Source organism: Bradyrhizobium sp. USDA 4454 (assembly GCF_054822705.1).
Genome location: NZ_JBTRCN010000001.1, coordinates 6,557,731 through 6,573,092 on the forward strand (window position 1 = coordinate 6,557,731; position 15,362 = coordinate 6,573,092).

Here is a 15,362-nt window from a genome sequence, read left to right on the forward strand (position 1 = left end):
GGTGTTGACCTGTTCGCGAGAACGGCGCGCTAGCGGCGCATCCCGGGCTGCACGTCGGCCAATGCGACATGCAGCGACATGGCCCCCGGATCCTGCTCCAGCATGCGCTGCACGGATTCCAGGTGTGATCGCAGCAGCCGGCTCGCCAGCGCCACGTTTCGCTCACTCAGCGCCGCCAGGAATTGCCGCCGTTTCTCCGCCAGCCGCGCCATCGCGACCCCGCTCGAGGCGACCTTGGCGTAGACGAAGCGCATGTGGATCTCGGTGACGGAGTCCACGATCATCGCAATCACCTTGTTGCGGGTCGAGGCCGCGAGCAGCTTGTAGAACTCGCGCGAGCACTCGACCCGGTCGAGCAAGCGGCCCTCTTTTGTCGCAAGCTCCGTACGCTCGATATTGGCTTCCAGCGCATCGAGGTCGGCCCTTCGCGCATTCGCGCATGCGAGCTGCACTACGAGATCGAGCACGTGGACCCGTGCCTCGGACAGCTCCCGCACCGAAATCGTCCCGAGGCTCAGCATGTCGCGCATCACCTCGTTCATGCGGCGGGTGTCGCCCTGCTGGATGAAGGCGCCGCCCTTGACGCCCTTCTGCAGCCGCAGCACGCCGGCCATTTCGAGGCTGCGCAGCGCTTCCCGCAGCACGTTGCGGCTGACGCCGAGCTGCTGCGCCAGCTCGCGCTCGGCCGGCAGCTTGTCGCCAGGCTTCAGCACACCGAGAGCCAGCTGCTCGCGAATCCGCTCGCAGATCTCCTCGAAGGTCCGCCTGGTGTGGATCGGCTTGAACGCCGGCGCGGCCGCGGAGCCGGCGGCACGGTGATCGGTGGCCCGCTCCCGCCGGTTCGGCGAGGCGGTGCGGGAGCGCTGCGGCGCGCGAGGACTTGACTTGGTGCTCATGTGGTGAATTATTAAATGGATCACCCATTCAATGGAAGCCCCTTTTTGGGCTTCGGCAGAAGAAAAGACGGGGAATCCGGATGAATTTTTCCGAAGAGCAGGTCGCGTTCCGCGACAACGTGCGCAGGATGGTCGCCAGGCACGTAGCGCCGATCGCTGCCGAGATCGACGAGACCGACCGCTTCCCGCTGGAGCTGGTCAAGCTGTTCGGCGAGATGGGACTGATGCAGCTCTGGGTGCCGGAGCGCTATGGAGGCCCGAACGGCAACCTGACCATGGCCTGCATCGCGCGCGAGGAGATCTCGAAGGTTTCCCCTGCCTGCGCGTCGATCGCCGCGCTCAATACCATGTTCATCATGCCGCTGCTGCATTTCGGCTCGGAAGAGCAGCGCCAGAAATACCTGCCGATCATCGCAAAAGGCGGCGTCGTCACTGCGATCGCGATCTCGGAGCCGCAGGCCGGCTCCGACGTCGCCGCGCTCAACACCCGCGCCCGCAAGGACGGCGACAGCTATGTCCTGAACGGCCGCAAACAGTGGTGCAGCTATGGCGTCGTCGCCGACTACATCGTCGTGATGGCACGAACCAGTGACGGCGCCGGCGCCGACGGCATCAGCGCGTTCATTGTCGAGCCGAAGACAATGCCGGGCATCACCTTCGGCCGTCACGAGCGCAAGATGGGCTTTCGCGGCGCCCCCAACACGCCGATCTTCTTCGACAATGTCCGGGTTCCGGCCGAAAACCTCGTCGGTGAGGAAGGCAAGGGCTTTCGCGCCTCGATGCGCGCGCTCGACCTCAACCGCCCGACCATCGGCGCGCAGTCGGTCGGCCTCGCGCAAGGCGCGCTCGACGCCTGCATCGCCTACGCCAAGGAACGCAGACAGTTCAAGCAGCCGATCGCCGAGTTCCAGGGCGTGCAGTTCATGCTCGCCGACATGGCGATGCAGATCGAGGCGGCGCGCGCGCTGGTCTACGAATGCGCCCGCGCCGGCGATGCCGGCGACTGGAAGCGGCTCAACGTGCTTGCCAGCATGGCCAAATGCGTCGGCAGCGACATGGCCATGAAGGTCACGACCGATGCGGTCCAGATCTTCGGCGGCTATGGCTACACCATGGACTACCCGGTTGAACGCATGATGCGCGACGCCAAGCTGACCCAGATTTTTGAAGGCACCAATCAGATTCAGCGCGTGGTGATCGCCCGCGAGCTGCTGCGCTAGCCGAGATCGACTTCAACAACAAACCATTACGACGCGGAGGAACGACCTTGAACCATATCGTCAATCGGGCGCTGGCGGCCGTCACGTTGTCCGCCCTGCTGGCAGCGCCTGCCTATGCGCAGAAGACCTATGGTCCCGGCGCCAGCGATACCGAGATCAAGCTCGGCCAGTCGACGCCGCTGAGCGGCCCCGCTTCCGCGTTCGGCGCCGGCGCCGGGCGCGCCGTGGTCGGCTATTTCGAGATGCTGAACGCGAAGGGCGGCATCAACGGTCGAAAGATCAACTTTACCCAGCTCGACAATGCCTACAGCGCGCCGAAGGCGGTTGAGCAGTCGCGCAAGCTGATCGAAGACGTCGGCGTGTTGGCCGAGGTCGGAACGATCGGGACTGCGCCCAACGTCGCGATCCAGAAATACCTCAACGTCAAGCAGGTACCGCAGCTCTTCATCACCGCGGGCGGACGCCGGTTCAACGATCCCAAGACCTTCCCGTGGACGATCCCGCTCTATCCGGACTTCGAGACCGAAGGCCGCGTCGTCGCCAAATACATCCTGGCCGCAAAGCCCGACGCCAGGATCGGCGTGCTCTACCAGAATGACGACTACGGCAAGGATTACCTCAAAGGGCTTCGCGCCGGCCTCGGCGCCAAGGCGGAGTTAATCGTTGCCCAGGCCTCCTACGAACTTGCCGACCCGACGATCGACTCGCAAATCGTCCAGCTCAAGGCCGCCGGCGTCGACGCGCTGATCGAGCAGTCGTCATCGAAGGCCGCCGCGCAATCGATCCGAAAGGTCTACGAGCTCGGCTGGAAACCCCTGCACGTGATCGGCGGCTCGACGGCGTCGGTCGAGACCATCCTGAAGCCCGCAGGCCTCGAGGCATCGAAGGGACTGGTCACAACGCAATTCCTCAAGCAGCCAGGCGACCCGGCCTGGGCCAATGACGATGAAGTCAGGGCCTACAAGGAGTTCCTGAAGACCTACGCCTCCTCAGCCAATCCGGACGACTACTCTGTGCTCGTTGCCTACATGAACGTGCACGCCGTGGAGTTGGCATTGCGCAAATGCGGCGACGACCTGACCCGCGAGAATCTCATGAAGCAGGCCACATCGCTGAATGGCGAACGATTGCCCATGATGCTGCCAGGCGTCGCGATCAGCACCCGGCCCGGCGACTACACGCCGTTCCGGACGCTGCGGATCGCGACATTTGACGGAGCAAGCTGGACCCTGACCGGTGAGCCTCTCTCTGCCGATTAGACCAGAGTACGAGAGCCATCCCGGAATTCACAACTGACCATTTCAGAGGCAGCCCCGTGCTTCGCCCGAATGGGTGCCGCTGAGCGCGACGCGATCCTCCGATAGACCTTCCCCGGTGATGCTACTCGTCAACGAGGAATTCGGCGTCGTGCCACCGAACCCGGAACCGATGTCAAGCCGCGCGTGAAGGCCGACCTGGCTTGCGGAGAGACAGCTTCGGGCGGAGCCTGGTCTGCACGTCGTTGATCGCCTGGTGCAAATCGCACTCGCACAACGGCTATGACAACAACATCTCCGGGATCACCTGGAACGTGCCGTCCCGCTTTCTGGAGGAGCAGGATTTCTTCACTTGAGCTCCCATGGCTCCGGGATCGATCAGTCTGCAAAACTGGCGACACTCTTGCATTGCCGGACTATCTCGTTTCGGACACGAGCAAGCGCTGCCGATTGGCCTCGATCCGCTGCATCTGGCTCACGTCGAACCGCCTCCGATTGGCTCGCGCGTCACCGTGAAATGTGCCTCGACCGGTCTTCCGGCCTTGCCGTTGATCGGCAGGATGTCCTGCGGACAGGCCGAGAAAGCGATCACCAGATCCATCTCGGCGCGCAGGCGTACATAGCCGTCGGGCACCGGCCGTGGCGGCGCCGCAAAGCCGAGCGTCCCCTCCGCGCTCCAGGGAATATTCATGAAAAGATTGAGCGGGCTCGGCACCTCCGGCGGCACGAGGCCGAGCTCCGCCATTCCGGCAAAGAGATTGTCGGTGCAGTTGTCGTGGTGGCCTTCGACACCGAGGAAGCTGTAGCGATAGCGATCGCAGGCCGCGATCAACGTGTCATGCACGCCGCCCGACGTGTCTTCAGTCATGGTCAGGATCGGCCGGCGCTTGTTGGTGCGCAGCACATCTCCCGGTTTCGGCACCAGATGAAGCGTATGGGCCCGGGTGTGCTCGTTCGACATGAATTCGGCGAGATCGCCGCGATTGAAGGCCCAGGTGTCGACGACCTGTTCGCCATGGGTGTTGATGACGGTGATGGTCTGCCCGGCAGCGACAAAGGCAGCCTTGCCGCGGCGCGCCGGGATTTCGATGCGCGTTTCCATCATAATGGCTCCTCACGCCCTGAAGGCGATCATGTCGATTTCGATGATCCCGCCACGCGCCAGGTCGGTCACACCGACCGTGGTCCGCCCCGGCCGGCGATCGTCATTGAAGTAGCTCGAGAAGATCGCGTTCATCGCGGCGTAGTCGCGCTTGAAATCGGTGAGGTAGATGCGGACGAAAACGGCGTTGGCGAAGGTCAGCCCGCAGCCCTTGAGCACACGGGCCAGATTATCCATCACCTTGCGCGTCTGCGCCTCGATGCCCGGCGGAATCGGACGGTCGTCATCATCGGGATCGGTGGCAAGTTGCCCCGTCACGAACACGAACGGTCCGGCCTCGACCGCGTGGCTATAGGGTGCAACCGGCTTCGGTGCATCGGGCAAACGATGGAAAATCGGATCCATGGCCTTCCTCCTTGATCAAGGTTCAGCGTCCGCCGTTCGCGGCGTGTCCTGCGTAGCGCTGGATGAATTGGCGTGCGCGCTCGGTCTCGGGACTGGAGAAGAATGGCTCGGGCGCGGCCGTCTCAACGACCCGCCCACGGTCGAGGAACAGGATTCGCGTCGCCGCATCGCGCGCAAACCCCATCTCGTGGGTCACGACCACCATGGTCCTGCCCTCGCGGGCCAGTTCGCGCATCACCACCAGCACCTCGCCGACAAGCTCCGGATCGAGCGCGCTGGTGGGCTCGTCGAACAAGAGAAGATCGGGCCGCATCGCGAGCGCGCGTGCGATTCCGACGCGCTGCTTCTGCCCTCCCGACAATTTCGCCGGAAAGGAATCGCGCTTGTCGCCGAGGCCGACCTTCGCGAGCAATTCCAGCGCCTCGTCACGCACTTCGGCCTTGGGCCGCTTCTGGACCTGCACCGGCGCCTCCATCAGGTTCTGCAGCACCGTGAGATGGGGCCAGAGCGCGAAATGCTGGAACACCATGCCGATCCGGGTCCTGATCCGCGACAGCTCGCGGTCGCCCATCACCAGCCCGGCGCCATTGATGCCGATCTGGGTGCCGTTCAGATAGATCTGCCCGGCGTCGGGCCGCTCGAGCCAGTTGATGCAGCGGAGCAGTGTCGATTTCCCCGAGCCGGACGGACCGAGCACGCAGACTGTCTCGCCCTTCTCGACCTGAAAGCTGATGTCCGAGAGCACCTCGAGCGCGCCAAAGCGCTTCGACACCCCGGCCACATCGAGAACCCTGCTCCCCTCTGTCATCCCGGTTACCTAGCGTCTCGCCGCGGCCAGGCGATCGATCGAGCCGACGCCCGCCTCGATCACGAGGCACAGGGCCCAATAGAGAAACACGGCAGTGATGAATGCCGCGAACGGCACATAGTGCCGGGACTGGATCGAGCTTGCGGCGTGGGTCAGCTCCGGCAATGCGATGATGGTCAGGAATGCGCTGTCCTTGATGATCTGGATCATCTGGTTGCCGATCACGGGCCCGGCGGCAAGCAGCAGCGGCGGCAGCACGATGCGGCGGAACAACGCGACGGAGGAGAAGCCGAAGGCCACGCCCGCCTCGACCGGCTCGCGCGGCTGGGCCATCCAGGCACCGCGCAATATCTCGGCCATGTAAGCGGCATTGTAGATCGTCAGGGCAATCAGGCCGGAGGTCCAGTTGTCCAGCCTGATCCCGAGCGACGGCAGCCCATAGTAGACGATATAGGCAAACAGCAGGAACGGGACACAGCGCATGCCGTCGACAAAGCCGCGCGCGACGCCCGCAAGCCAGCGCTGCTTCGACATCAAGGCCGGCGTGAGGACGAATCCGACCAGCAGCGCGGCCACTGCCGACAGCACCGACAGGATCGTGGTGTTGCCGAGCCCGCTGAGCAGAAGCTCGCGCTCGCTCCATACAATGCCGAAATCGTGGATCATGCAGCCGCCTCGGCCATGAGCTGGCGTCGCTCGATCCAGCGTTGCAGCGAGACAAGCGCAAACACAATCGGCGCGTAGAGCGCCACTGCGACCAGGAACGGCGGCAGCGGATCGTAGGTCTCGGCCCCGATCCGGACCGCCGCCCGCGTGATGTCGACGACGCCGACCACCGCGAGCACCGGCGTCACCTTGATCAAGAGCGACATCTCGTTGACGAGGCCCGGCAGACTGACGCGGGCGATCTGCGGCAACACGATGCGGCGGAAGCGCAATCCGGCACCCATGCCGACCGATTGCGCGGCCTCATATTGATCCTTCGGGAAATTCATCAGCCCCGCGCGCCAGACCTCGCAGTTGAACGCCGCCGTATTCATCACCAGCGCGAGGATGGCGGCCGAGATCGGGCCGATGGCGATGCCGATGTTGGGTAGGGCGAAGAACAGGAGAAGCAACAGCGTCACGAGCGGGGTCGCGCGCAGGATGCTGACATAGACGGCAACGATGCGTGCAATGACCGGCACGTCGGCCCAGCGCAGCACCGCGAGGCCAAGCCCGATCGGCAGACCGATCAGGATGCCGACGAGCGACAACGTCACTGTGGTCACGGCACCCCCAAGCATGGCCAATATGTCGCCACCGGTCATGTCCGCTCAATCCGCGCCGGACGGGTCAGAACTCGGGCTGGAACGAAACCGGCAGATCGGGGAACGACTGTCCGAACCACTTCTTCTGCAACTCGGCGAACCGGCCGCTCTCCTTCTCCTTGGCGATGAAGCCATTCAGGAATTCGAGGAGTTCGGTATTGCCCTTGGCCACGGCCCAGGCCGGGAATGATTTTCCGGATACGGCCTGTCCAAGTTCGAAGACGCCGGGCTTCTCGGCAACCAACGTCTGCAGATTGATGATCGTGTTGACGACATAATCGACGCGGCCGAGCGCCAGATCCTGATAGGCCTCCGGATAGGATGTATACTCGACGACCTTGCCGAGCTTGCCGCCCTCCTTCTCCAGCATGGTTCCGAGTTCAGGCAACCGCGCCAGCAGGGCGCTACCGGCCTGGACGCCCACCGTCTTGCCGTTCAGGTCCTTGATCGCGGAGATGCTCTTGTCGTCCTTGCGTTTGACGTAATAGTGCGTGGCGTCGGCGATCGGGCTCGTGAAGTCGAGGGATTGCTTGCGCTCCTTGGTGATGATCGCGGCAGTGATGGCCACATCGTATTTGCCGGTGCTCACGCCGGCGAGGATGCCGGTCCAGGGCAGGATTTGCTGCTTGATCTCGAACGGAGCAGATTTGCGCAGGTCCTCGATCAGCTCATTGTCGAAGCCGGTCGGCTTGCCGTCCTTCACGAACTCGAAGGGACGGAAATCGTCCTCGGTCGCGACGATCAGTCCACGCTTCTTGATCTCATCCAGGCTGCCTGCCTGCGCAGTTCCGGCAAGCAGGGGTATGACAGTGAGTGCGGCCAGGAGGCCCAGCGCCAGGCGTGCCGGGATCGGATTGAGGCGGGCGAGCGAACAGGTCGTCATCATGAGTCTCCCTTTCATTGGCGTATCAGTCGAAGCTAAATCCGTGAGCGCGCAGATAAGGCGGAAACGCCGCGCCTTCGGCTTTGGCCGCCTGACGCGCCTTGTCTTCCGACCAGCCGTAGAAGGCAGCCTCGCCGAACTCGGCGTTGGAGCGCTGCTGCTCCTTCGGGATCGCGTGCAACGCGTCTCGCCTGCGGTCGTAATGGTCGATGCCGGCCACGAGCCCGCTGTCATCATAGCGGTCGCTATGCGCCGTCACGCCGCGCGGCAGCCGCAGACTCACATGGCCCTCGCCTTGCGGATAGCCGAGGCAGAGCCCGGCCACGGGAAAGACGAGGTCCGGCAAGCCGAGAATGCCGGCGACCTTGTCGATCTCGTTGCGGATCACGCTGATTGGACAGACCCCGAGGCCGACCGATTCAGCCGAGAGGATCATGGTCTGCATCGCGAGCGCCGCGTCGATGCTGGCGTTGAAGAAGCCTTCCAGCGTGCCGTTCTCGACCGGCTTGCCGCGCATCACGCCGATGCGTTGCAACCGCCTGGCGTCGCCGAGGAAGACGAAGAAGACCGGCGCGATCCCGATCCACGGCATCGCCGGAAACAGCTTGCCGATCGCGGCGCGCCTTTCGGGATCGCGCACGCGCAGGATCGAGGCTTGCTGGAAATCGGATTTCGCCGAGGCGCTGAGGGCGCAGGCGACGAGCAGGTCGAGCAGCGCCTCGGCCGGCATCCTGTCGCTGTAGCGCCGCACGGTTTTCCGCGACAAGACACGGCGGATCAGATCATTGTCCTCGGCACCCTCGCCCGAAGGACCACCATCGCCAAACCGTCGCGCGATCGCCTCCGAACTGGCCGACATTGAGCTGGTCCTCCCGCCAAAGTAACCAGCGGAGCAAGGGACATGCCAGATCGGTCGCGACGGCTGCGACGACTTATCGCGCGCCGTCCCGGCGGCTCATTCGACCAAAGGCAGGGAGATCGCGAGGAAATCTTCCTCCCGCATCACTGACAGGCGGAACAATGCGAAGCATACTTCGCAATTGCGGAATGACCTTTGAGCGATGGAGTTGCTCGACGGCTCGCGATTGCGATTTTTTAGGCAGGAGCTGCACAGATAATAATCGCGAGACGCGTTTGACGATCGGCTCAGGCAAGCGCGCCTTGCGCGCCCACAGACCCCGCGTGCGCCGTCACGATCCGCTGCATCATGGCAATGAAGCGCTTCTGGTCCGCCTTGCCGAGACCGGCCACGGTCTCCAGATGCGCTTGCCTCGCCGGCCGCTCGATCTTGCGGAGCAACGCCGCCCCGGCCGGGGTGAGGCGGCAGGCCTGCGAGCGACGGTCATGATCCGCGGTCGTTCGATCGACAAAGCGACGCGATTGCAGCCGCTTAAGCGCCCCTGTCGTCGTCGTGCGATCGAGCGCGATGTCAGCCGCCAACGTCGTCTGATCGGCGGTTCCACGCCTCGCGAGCGCGGTAAGGAGGCTGTACTGCAATGGCGTGATCTCGAACGCCGCGCATCTTTCCTGGAACAAGGCGACGTGGATCTGATGCAGCCGCCGGATCAGGTAACCCGGTCGCTCCTCGAGCGGCCACAGGCCTTTGGTCTTCCCGCTTCTTGCTGCCATCCGGTTCGTTCCTCGGCGCGGTGCTGTGCCGCCTGCATGAATTTGAAGCTGTCTATGCCACGGAATCTGGTGTAAGAAAATACGAAGTATACTTCGCAATTTTGCGGCGGCAGGCACCGCCGGCGGGAGAGGAGATCGGCGATGTCGGTAAGCACCAGCTTCGACCTGCTTCTGCGCGGAGGCCGCGTCATCGATCCCGCCTCCGCCGTCGATGGCGTGAAGGACGTCGCCATCCGCAACGGCAAGATTGCCGCGGTGCAATCCGACATCCTGCCGAGCAGCGCGCGGGAAGTCGTCGATGTGAGCGGCATGATCGTGCTGCCGGGGCTGATCGACACCCACGCCCATGTCTATCAATATGTCACCGGCCGCTTCGGCATGAACGCCGACATGGTCGGCGTGCAGTCCGGCGTCACCACGCTGGTCGACCAGGGCGGCCCCTCCTGCATGACGCTCCCCGGCTTCCGCTACTTCATCGCCGAGAAATCGTCGTCGCGCACCTACGCCTTCCTCTCGGCCTATCTGGTCGGCGGACTGGAAGGACACTATTACCCGAACCTCTACCGGCCCGACTGCGTCGATATCGACGCCACCGTGAAGGCCGCGACCGCGAACCGCGACCTCGTCCGCGGCATCAAGGCCCATGCCGAGATCGGCGGCTTCGCGCGCTGGGGCATCCGCGTCATCGAAATGGCGGCGGAGATCGGGCGTCGCGCCGATCTTCCGGTCTATGTCCACTTCGGACAATTGTGGGGCCTGCCGGAGAGCGGCACCAACGGCGAGGATGTCGACACCATCCTGGAGCGCGTCATCCCGCTGCTGCGGCCCGGCGACATTCTGGCGCATCCCTTCACGCGGCATCCCGGCGGTTTCGTCAATCGCGAGGGCGAGGTGCATCCGGTGATCCAGGCCGCGCTCGACCGCGGGCTGCGCGTCGATGTCGGCCATGGCAGCCACTTCTCCTACCGCCTCGCGCGCAAGGCGATCGCGTCCGGGATCGTGCCGACCACGCTCGGTGCCGACATTCACGGCTACAACACCCACGTGCCGGCGCCGGCCGGCACCCCCGATCAGCACGCCGACGACGAGAACCATCCTTTCGCGGGTCAGGCGAAATTCAGCCTGGTGCAGGCGATGAGCTCGATGATGGCGCTCGGCCTCACGCTGGAGCAGGTGGTACCCATGGTGACCTCGAATCCGGCCGAGATGCTCGGCCTTTCCGATCGGATCGGCGCGCTCAAGCCCGGTATGGATGCCGATGTCAGCGTGCTCGCCGAGAAGCCCGGCCGCCATGTCCTGCGCGACAATGAGAAGACCGAAGTGGTCGCGGACCGGCTGCTGCAGCCGGTGTTCTGCCTGCGCGCCGGCGTCCGCCATGAAGCGGTCGCGCCTATCCTTCCGCAGGCCGTGGCGGCCTGACCGCTTCGAGCGAGCTCAAGCAGGGGCGAGCGCGAATGTCCGACGTCGAATGCGCCTCGAGCGTGACCGCCGGTCAGGGCGTCGGAGCGCGATTGCCGCGCAAGGAGGACGATCGCTTCCTGCGCGGGCGCGGCCAGTACGTGGCCGATATCCGCATTGCCGGGCTGAAGGACGTCGCGTTCGTTCGCAGTCCGCTGGCACATGCACGCATCAAGGCCATTCACGTGCCAGAGCGGTTCTCCGATGTCGTGTTCACGGCCGCCGATCTCACCGGCGTCGCACCGATCCGCGCCGTGTCCGGGCTGCCGGGATTCAAGATCTCGGAACAGCCGGCGCTCGCGACTGGAAAAGTTCGGCATGTTGGCGAGCTCGTCGCCATGTGCGTGGCGCCGACAAGGGCGGAAGCTGAAGATATCGCGGCCTCCGTCGGCCTCGAGCTCGAACCGCTGCCCGCCGTGCACGACATGTGCAAGGCGCGCGACGCCGGAACCGCGCTCGTCCATGAGCATTGGGGCGACAATGTCTTCCTCGAAACCCTGTTCGAGGTCGACATCGCCCCTGCCCTCGACGCCCCGATCAAGGTGACGCGCGAAATATCGACGGCGCGGCAGTGCATGTCCCCGCTCGAAGGACGCGGCGTGGTCGCCACCTTCGATCATCGCCTCGATCAGCTTACGCTCTACACCGGCGCGCAGATGCCGCATATCGTGCGTAACGGCCTGTCGGATTGTCTCGGCATCGAGCAAGCACGCATCCGGATTGTCTCACCCGATATCGGGGGAGGATTCGGACACAAGGGGATCCTGCTGCCCGAGGAAGTGTGCCTGGCATGGCTTGCAATGCAACGGGGCCTTGCCGTCCGCTGGATCGAGGATCGACGCGAGCATTTGACCGCGAGCGCCAACTGCCGCGAACACCACTACAATATCACCGTCTATGCCGACCGCGATGGCACCTTGCGCGGCATTGATTGCGAGGCGATCGTCGATTCCGGGGCCTACTCCTCCTATCCCTTCTCCGCCTGTCTCGAAGCCGCGCAAGTCGCGAGTATCCTGCCGGGGCCGTACCGCATGCCGGCCTATCGCTGCCGGACATATTCGGTCGCAACCAACAAGTGCCCGATCCTGCCCTATCGTGGTGTGGCCCGGACCGGGGTCTGCTTCGCGCTGGAGCTGATGCTCGACGCGGTGGCACGGGAAGCAGGGCTGGAGCCCGCGGAAGTGCGGCTGCGCAATCTGGTCCGGCCCGAGGAAATGCCGTTCGACAATATCACCAGGAAGCACTTCGACAGCGGCGATTATCCGCAAGCCGTCAGGCGCGCCGTTGCGACAATCGACGTCGCTTCATGGCGCGAGCGCCAGCGTCTTAAGGAAGCGGACGGAAGGCTGATCGGCTTGGGTCTTTCGGTCTATTGCGAGCAGGCCGCGCACGGCACCTCCGTCTATGCCGGTTGGGGCATTCCGATGGTGCCGGGCCACGAGCAGGCCACCGCGCGGATGACTCCGGACGGCGGGCTGGAGATCCGGGTCGGCGTGCATTCGCACGGCCAGGGCCTCGAGACCACCCTGGCGCAGGTGGCGTACGAAATTCTCGGCATCGACACGGCCAAAGTGCGGGTGATCCATGGCGACACCGCGCTGACCCCCTATTCGACCGGGACGTGGGGCTCGCGCTCGATGGTGATGGCCGGCGGCGCGGTCGGAACGGCCTGCGCCGAAATCGCCGAGCGTGCGAAACGCATCGGCGCCAAGCTCTTGCAGCTTGATCCCGCCTCGGTCTCGCTGCGCGACGGCCGCGTGTGCGGACCGAACAGCAGCATCGCGCTTTCCGAGATCGCGCATACCTGGTATCGGCGGCCGCAAGACCTGCCGCCCGATGTCGATCCGGCAGGCCTGGAATCGACCAGCGGCTACAAGCCGCGGCGCGACAGCGGCACCTTCAGCTATGCCGTGCATGCCGTCGCCGTTGCGGTGGACCCCGATCTCGGCGAAGTCGAGCTGCTCGACTACGTCATCGTCGAGGACGGCGGCGTGCTGGTCAATCCGATGATCGTCGACGGCCAGATCTTTGGCGGGCTCGCACAAGGCATCGGCACGGCGCTCTACGAGGAAATGCCGTTCGACGGTGCGGCCCAACCGCTTGCGACAACGCTTGCTGATTACCTGCTCCCCGGGGCGACGGAAGTCCCGGCGCCGCGGCTCGATCACATGGAAACCCCGTCCCCTTACACCATGTTCGGCGTCAAGGGCATCGGTGAAGGCGGCGCCATTGCGCCGCCGGCCGCGATCGCCAACGCCATCAACGACGCGTTGCGCCCGCTCGGCGTCGAGCTTCTGCGCTCGCCGATCTCACCACGGCGGATCGTGGAAGCCATTCTCGCCGTGCGCGAGGCGGAAAGACCGGCCGCATGAAGGCAGCCCCCTTTGCCTACGAACGTCCCGCCGACCTGAGATCGGCAATCGCCCTGATGGCGGAGGGGGCGGAATCGACGAAAATCATGGCGGGCGGCCAGTCGCTCGGCCCGTTGCTGAACCTCCGCCTTGTCCAGCCGGAGCTGATCGTCGACATCTCCGGGCTTGCCGAGCTGAAACAGGCGGAGCGCAGCGGCGACGAACTCGTGATTGGCGCCTGCGTAACCCACGGCGACATCGAGGACGGGCGCATCCCCGACGTCACGCGCGGCGCCATGCAGCGCGTGGCCAGCGCGATCGCCTACCGCGCCGTGCGCAACCGCGGCACGATCGGCGGCTCGCTGAGCCATGCCGATCCGGCCGCGGACTGGGTTTCGGCCCTGCCTGCCCTTGGCGCAAAGGTGACGTTGCGCAGCACAGACGGCGTCCGCGACCTTGCGATCGAGGATTTCATCGCCGGCGCGCTTGAATCATCGCTGCAGGCGGGCGAGATCGTCGCGGCCGTGCGCGTGCCGGTGATGCGCGCGTCGGCCCGCTGGGGTTACGTCAAGGCTTGCCGCAAGCCGGGTGAGTTTGCGCACGCGATCGCCGCCGTGATGATCGATCCGGAGACGGGTACGGCGCGTGTGGTGATTGGCGCCATCGAGACCGCCCCCATCGTCCTGGGCGACGCGACGCAGCTGTTCGGCGGTCGCGTCAGCCGCAATTTCAAGCAGCAGTTCGATGCCCGCGCCGCCGACCTGCTGCTGACTCAGGCCGGGATGACAAACGCTGCCGACCGCCACATCCATGTCACGGTACTGCGCCGGGCGATCGATGAGGCCGCGGCGTGACGGCGATCGGCATCACCGTCAATACGCGCCCCGTGAAGGCCTCGGTCGCGCCGCGCACCCATCTTGCCGATTTCCTGCGCGATCACCTCGACCTCACCGGCACGCATCTGGGTTGCGAGCATGGCGTCTGCGGGGCCTGTACGCTGCTGATCGACGACATGCCGGCACGGTCCTGCATCACGTTGGCCGCCGCCTGCGTCGGCGCGCGCATCACGACCATTGAGGGCCTCGACGAGGATGAGATCGCGGCGGAGCTTCGTGCCGCTTTCACCCGCGAGCACGCTCTGCAATGCGGCTATTGCACGCCGGGGATGCTGATATCGGCACGCGATCTCGTGCTGCGTCTCACGGCCGCCGATGACCACGCAATCCGCGTTGGATTGAGCGGCAATCTCTGCCGATGCACCGGCTATGTCGGGATCGTCCGCGCCGTGCGTTCGGTCATCGAGGACCGGCGCAGGCGCGGCATTCGGCCCATGTCGGGCGCGGGCCGCGAGCAGCTTGGACCCGTGGGTTCGGGCAATGCCGCAGCCATTGCAGATTCGGAGGCGGCCCGACCGGCAGCCCGCGTCGAGTTGCCGAACGATCTGAGCCGCAAGGCTGCCATTGCGGACTTCGTCCCTGACAAGCTGTTCGAACAGAGCTTCGCCATAGCCGCTCCGCCCGGCGAGGTCTTTGCGATGTTCGGCGACATCGAGCAGGTTGCGGCCTGCCTTCCCGGCGTTTCGCTGACCGGCAATCCGGCGGCGGAGCATGTCGAAGGCCTGATTCGCGTCAAGCTCGGTCCGATTTCGGCGGCCTTCCGCGGCACGGCCCGGATCGAGCGTGATCCCGCGACAATGACTGGCCGGATCGTCGGCACGGGAGACGACCAGCGCAGCCGCTCCTCGACCCAGGGTGAGATCCGCTACCGTCTCGTGCCGATCGACGCCGGGGCCGCAACCCGCGTCGAATTATCGATCGGCTACAGCCTGCAAGGCATCCTGGCTCAAATCGCGCGTGAAAAGCTCGTACGAGACCTCGCGGCACGCCTGACCGCAGACTTTGCCCACAATCTGGAGCAGCAGCTTTCGGGGGCAGCCGGGCACGCGACGGCGCAGCCAATCGACGGCATTGCGCTCCTGTTTCATCAATTGTGGACTCTCGCGAAGGGCATCGGCCGGCGCAACGGGCAGCGCTGACGGCGTAAC

At 65.0% G+C, this 15,362-nt stretch carries 15 protein-coding genes; 6 read left to right on the forward strand and 9 right to left on the reverse strand.

Going from position 1 to position 15,362, the window contains the following annotated elements:
* Nucleotides 1-29: 29 nt before the first annotated feature.
* Nucleotides 30-896: a FadR/GntR family transcriptional regulator gene (locus ACVIW0_RS30475; RefSeq protein WP_461355714.1), complete on the reverse strand. Its 867-nt coding sequence runs from the start codon at nucleotides 894-896 to the stop codon at nucleotides 30-32.
* Between the two features lie 80 nt (nucleotides 897-976).
* On the opposite strand from ACVIW0_RS30475, the gene ACVIW0_RS30480 reads away from it, so the two are divergent.
* Together ACVIW0_RS30480 and ACVIW0_RS30485 are read left to right on the forward strand one after the other, a co-directional pair.
* Nucleotides 977-2,116 carry an acyl-CoA dehydrogenase family protein gene (locus ACVIW0_RS30480; RefSeq protein WP_461355715.1) on the forward strand — a complete coding sequence of 380 codons (1,140 nt, stop codon included), beginning with the start codon at nucleotides 977-979 and terminating at the stop codon, nucleotides 2,114-2,116.
* Nucleotides 2,117-2,163: 47 nt separating this feature from the next.
* Nucleotides 2,164-3,375: an ABC transporter substrate-binding protein gene (locus ACVIW0_RS30485; protein ID WP_461355716.1), complete on the forward strand. Its 1,212-nt coding sequence runs from the start codon at nucleotides 2,164-2,166 to the stop codon at nucleotides 3,373-3,375.
* Nucleotides 3,376-3,847: 472 nt separating this feature from the next.
* Here the strand turns inward: ACVIW0_RS30485 and ACVIW0_RS30490 are convergent, their stop codons facing one another.
* From ACVIW0_RS30490 to ACVIW0_RS30525, 8 genes are all read right to left on the reverse strand, one after another.
* Complete coding sequence (locus tag ACVIW0_RS30490; protein WP_461355717.1) at nucleotides 3,848-4,474, reverse strand: DUF1989 domain-containing protein; 627 nt, start codon at nucleotides 4,472-4,474, stop codon at nucleotides 3,848-3,850.
* Nucleotides 4,475-4,486: 12 nt separating this feature from the next.
* On the reverse strand, nucleotides 4,487-4,879 hold the full coding sequence (locus ACVIW0_RS30495) for a RidA family protein (RefSeq protein WP_461355718.1): 393 nt from the start codon (nucleotides 4,877-4,879) through the stop codon (nucleotides 4,487-4,489).
* 22 nt (nucleotides 4,880-4,901) lie between these two features.
* Nucleotides 4,902-5,687, reverse strand: coding sequence for an amino acid ABC transporter ATP-binding protein (locus tag ACVIW0_RS30500; RefSeq protein ID WP_461355719.1), 786 nt, complete (start codon nucleotides 5,685-5,687; stop codon nucleotides 4,902-4,904).
* A 9-nt stretch (nucleotides 5,688-5,696) separates the two neighbouring features.
* Complete coding sequence (locus ACVIW0_RS30505) at nucleotides 5,697-6,353, reverse strand: amino acid ABC transporter permease (protein WP_461355720.1); 657 nt, start codon at nucleotides 6,351-6,353, stop codon at nucleotides 5,697-5,699.
* A complete protein-coding gene (locus tag ACVIW0_RS30510) occupies nucleotides 6,350-6,997 on the reverse strand; it encodes an amino acid ABC transporter permease (RefSeq protein ID WP_461355721.1) in 648 nt (215 codons plus the stop codon). The genes ACVIW0_RS30505 and ACVIW0_RS30510 overlap by 4 nt, the downstream gene beginning before the upstream one ends.
* A 25-nt stretch (nucleotides 6,998-7,022) precedes the next feature.
* Nucleotides 7,023-7,880, reverse strand: coding sequence for a transporter substrate-binding domain-containing protein (locus ACVIW0_RS30515; RefSeq protein ID WP_461355722.1), 858 nt, complete (start codon nucleotides 7,878-7,880; stop codon nucleotides 7,023-7,025).
* A 25-nt stretch (nucleotides 7,881-7,905) separates the two neighbouring features.
* Nucleotides 7,906-8,739, reverse strand: a complete 834-nt coding sequence (locus tag ACVIW0_RS30520; RefSeq protein WP_461355723.1) for a nitroreductase family protein — start codon at nucleotides 8,737-8,739, stop codon at nucleotides 7,906-7,908.
* A gap of 287 nt (nucleotides 8,740-9,026) precedes the next feature.
* Nucleotides 9,027-9,509, reverse strand: a complete 483-nt coding sequence (locus ACVIW0_RS30525; RefSeq protein ID WP_461355724.1) for a MarR family winged helix-turn-helix transcriptional regulator — start codon at nucleotides 9,507-9,509, stop codon at nucleotides 9,027-9,029.
* A gap of 141 nt (nucleotides 9,510-9,650) precedes the next feature.
* Between ACVIW0_RS30525 and ACVIW0_RS30530 the strand changes: the two genes are divergently transcribed.
* The 4 genes from ACVIW0_RS30530 to ACVIW0_RS30545 are packed head-to-tail and all read left to right on the forward strand — an operon-like array spanning nucleotide 9,651 to nucleotide 15,353.
* Entirely contained in the window at nucleotides 9,651-10,928 is a 1,278-nt protein-coding gene (locus ACVIW0_RS30530; RefSeq protein ID WP_461355725.1) for an amidohydrolase/deacetylase family metallohydrolase, read from the forward strand.
* A 35-nt stretch (nucleotides 10,929-10,963) separates the two neighbouring features.
* Nucleotides 10,964-13,339 (forward strand): xanthine dehydrogenase family protein molybdopterin-binding subunit, encoded by a 2,376-nt coding sequence (locus tag ACVIW0_RS30535; protein ID WP_461355726.1) that lies wholly within the window; start codon nucleotides 10,964-10,966, stop codon nucleotides 13,337-13,339.
* Nucleotides 13,336-14,172 (forward strand): FAD binding domain-containing protein, encoded by an 837-nt coding sequence (locus tag ACVIW0_RS30540; protein WP_461355727.1) that lies wholly within the window; start codon nucleotides 13,336-13,338, stop codon nucleotides 14,170-14,172. Before ACVIW0_RS30535 ends, ACVIW0_RS30540 begins: the two co-directional genes overlap by 4 nt.
* Nucleotides 14,169-15,353 (forward strand): xanthine dehydrogenase family Fe-S subunit, encoded by a 1,185-nt coding sequence (locus ACVIW0_RS30545; protein ID WP_461355728.1) that lies wholly within the window; start codon nucleotides 14,169-14,171, stop codon nucleotides 15,351-15,353. Before ACVIW0_RS30540 ends, ACVIW0_RS30545 begins: the two co-directional genes overlap by 4 nt.
* Nucleotides 15,354-15,362: the final 9 nt, after the last annotated feature.

What these genes read in the sequence shown, in the direction of transcription:
- ACVIW0_RS30475 (WP_461355714.1), bottom strand. Translation starts at nt 896, where the DNA reads ATGAGCACCAAGTCAAGTCCTCGCGCGCCGCAGCGCTCCCGCACCGCC.
- ACVIW0_RS30480 (WP_461355715.1), top strand. Translation starts at nt 977, where the DNA reads ATGAATTTTTCCGAAGAGCAGGTCGCGTTCCGCGACAACGTGCGCAGG.
- ACVIW0_RS30490 (WP_461355717.1), bottom strand. Translation starts at nt 4,474, where the DNA reads ATGGAAACGCGCATCGAAATCCCGGCGCGCCGCGGCAAGGCTGCCTTT.
- ACVIW0_RS30495 (WP_461355718.1), bottom strand. Translation starts at nt 4,879, where the DNA reads ATGGATCCGATTTTCCATCGTTTGCCCGATGCACCGAAGCCGGTTGCA.
- ACVIW0_RS30500 (WP_461355719.1), bottom strand. Translation starts at nt 5,687, where the DNA reads ATGACAGAGGGGAGCAGGGTTCTCGATGTGGCCGGGGTGTCGAAGCGC.
- ACVIW0_RS30505 (WP_461355720.1), bottom strand. Translation starts at nt 6,353, where the DNA reads ATGATCCACGATTTCGGCATTGTATGGAGCGAGCGCGAGCTTCTGCTC.
- ACVIW0_RS30510 (WP_461355721.1), bottom strand. Translation starts at nt 6,997, where the DNA reads ATGACCGGTGGCGACATATTGGCCATGCTTGGGGGTGCCGTGACCACA.
- ACVIW0_RS30515 (WP_461355722.1), bottom strand. Translation starts at nt 7,880, where the DNA reads ATGACGACCTGTTCGCTCGCCCGCCTCAATCCGATCCCGGCACGCCTG.
- ACVIW0_RS30520 (WP_461355723.1), bottom strand. Translation starts at nt 8,739, where the DNA reads ATGTCGGCCAGTTCGGAGGCGATCGCGCGACGGTTTGGCGATGGTGGT.
- ACVIW0_RS30525 (WP_461355724.1), bottom strand. Translation starts at nt 9,509, where the DNA reads ATGGCAGCAAGAAGCGGGAAGACCAAAGGCCTGTGGCCGCTCGAGGAG.
- ACVIW0_RS30530 (WP_461355725.1), top strand. Translation starts at nt 9,651, where the DNA reads ATGTCGGTAAGCACCAGCTTCGACCTGCTTCTGCGCGGAGGCCGCGTC.
- ACVIW0_RS30535 (WP_461355726.1), top strand. Translation starts at nt 10,964, where the DNA reads ATGTCCGACGTCGAATGCGCCTCGAGCGTGACCGCCGGTCAGGGCGTC.
- ACVIW0_RS30540 (WP_461355727.1), top strand. Translation starts at nt 13,336, where the DNA reads ATGAAGGCAGCCCCCTTTGCCTACGAACGTCCCGCCGACCTGAGATCG.